The following is a 1,944-nucleotide window of genomic DNA, read 5'->3' as shown; positions in this document are numbered from 1 at the left end:
ATGTGGGGTCCGGTGACGTAGCCGGTCTCGGCGGACCAGGCCGCCGAGGTCCAGTCGTTCACGCCCGCCGAGGGCACCTCCCGCAGGGTCGTCGCGAGCACCTGGGCGCCGGGCAGCAGGTCGGCCACCGCGGCGAGGGTGTCCGGCAACTGATCGGCGGCGAACCGCACGGCGCCCGGGTGTTCGCCCGCCAGGCCGAGGGCGCCCACCACGACATCGGCGTGCCGGGCCAGCCGCAGGTCGACCTCGCGGGCCCGCTCCGGTCCGCCTCGGCCGGCCCAGAGGCTGGGGCGGTGGTTGGGGTCGTAGGAGACGGTGACCCCGTGCCGGCGCGCGGCGGCCATGGCCTCGTCGGCCACGTCGACCGTGGTGTCCGACAGGCCCGCGAAGATGCCGCCGGTGTGGAACCAGCGGGGTTTCGTGGCGAAGAGGGTGTCCCAGTCGATGTCGCCCTTGCGCAGCTGGGAGACGGCGGTGTGGGCGCGGTCGCTGACGCCGAGCGCGCCGCGGATGCCGTAGCCGCGTTCGACGAAGTTGAGACCGTTGCGGGCGGTGCGGCCGATGCCGTCGTCGGGCACCCAGCGGATCAGCGAGGTGTCGACGCCGCCCTGGAGCATCAGGTCCTCGACGAGACGGCCCACCGCGTTGTCGGCGAGCGCGGTCACGACGGCGGTGCGCAGTCCGAAGCAGCGCCGCAGTCCGCGCACGACGTTGTACTCGCCGCCGCCCTCCCACACCTGGAAGCTGCGGGCGGTGCGGATGCGGCCCTCACCGGGATCGAAGCGCAGCATGACCTCGCCGAGGGCGATCACGTCGGTCATGGCGTGCTCCTTTCCACCGCGTCGGCGGTCAGCCGGCGGATCTCCGCGTAGTCGCGGCTCCTGAGGAGGGCGGGGGTGGCCATCCAGCTGCCGCCCACCGCGAGAACGGAAGGTTCCGCGAGGTAGCCGGGCAGAGCCGCGGCGTCTATCCCGCCGGTCGGCATGAACCGCAGCCCGGGGAAGGGCGCTGCGAGGGCCCGCAGCATCGCCCGGCCGCCGAGCGGTTCGGCGGGGAAGAGCTTGACGGTGTCGAGGCCGACCCGCAGGGCGTACATCACCTCGGTCGCGGTGGCGACGCCCGGCAGCACCGGCACTCCCAACTCCTGGCACAGGGCGATGACTTCGGGATCCAGTCCCGGGGAGACGACGAAGCGCGCCCCCGCCTCCACGGCCCGCTCCGCCTGCTCGGCGGTGAGCACCGTACCGGCGCCGACGACCAGGTCGCCCTGGGCGGCCATCGCCTTCACGACCTGTTCGGCGTCCGGGGTGCGGAAGGTGACCTCCGCGCAGCGGGCGCCGCCCGCGGCCAGGGCGTGGGCCAGCGGGGCGGCCGTGGTGGCATCGGGCACGGTCAGGACCGGCACGATCCGCGTCCCGCCGAGGAGGTCGGTGAGGTCGGCGGTCATCGGCCCAGCCATCCGCCGTCGACCGGGAGGACGGTGCCGTGGACGTAGGCGGCCGCGTCCGACGCCAGGAACACGGTGGCGCCCGCGAGGTCGTCGGCGCTGCCCCAGCGCGCGGCCGGGATGCGGTCCAGGATGGCCTTGCTGCGCACCGGGTCGTCCTGGAGGGCCTGGGTGTTGTCGGTGGCGATGTAGCCCGGCGCGATGGCGTTGACATTGACACCGTGCGGCGCCCACTCGTTGGCCAGCGCCTTGGTCAGCCCCGCGACGCCGTGCTTGGCCGCGGTGTAGCCGGGCACCGTGATACCGCCCTGGAAACTCAGCAGCGACGCGGTGAAGATGACCTTCCCCCGCCCGCGCGCCACCATCGACGCACCGACCGCGCGGGCCAGCGCGAACTGCGCGCTCAGATTGACCTGGAGGACCAGGTCCCAGTCCGCGTCCGCGTGTGCGGCGGCCGGGGCGCGGCGGATCGTGCCCGCGTTGTTGACCAGAATGTC

Annotated in this window: 3 protein-coding genes; all 3 read right to left on the bottom strand. The window is 74.0% G+C overall.

The window, feature by feature from the left end:
- Nucleotides 1–821, bottom strand: an 821-nt coding sequence (locus ACWC1K_RS50625; RefSeq protein ID WP_450840991.1) for a sugar kinase, incomplete at its 3' end; no start/stop codon positions are given.
- The gene (gene eda / locus ACWC1K_RS50620) at nt 818–1,447 is read right to left on the bottom strand and encodes a bifunctional 4-hydroxy-2-oxoglutarate aldolase/2-dehydro-3-deoxy-phosphogluconate aldolase (RefSeq protein ID WP_450840989.1); all 630 of its coding nucleotides are present in this window, start codon (nt 1,445–1,447) and stop codon (nt 818–820) included. The genes eda and ACWC1K_RS50625, both read right to left, overlap by 4 nt.
- Nucleotides 1,444–1,944 (bottom strand): SDR family oxidoreductase (locus ACWC1K_RS50615; RefSeq protein ID WP_450840988.1); only part of this gene is annotated, 501 nt, incomplete at its 5' end. The genes eda and ACWC1K_RS50615, both read right to left, overlap by 4 nt.

The sequence above is a fragment of the Streptomyces sp. NPDC001492 genome (assembly GCF_053597275.1).
The sequence above is the reverse complement of the archived record's forward strand: the minus strand, read 5'-3'. Positions and strand labels throughout refer to the sequence as shown.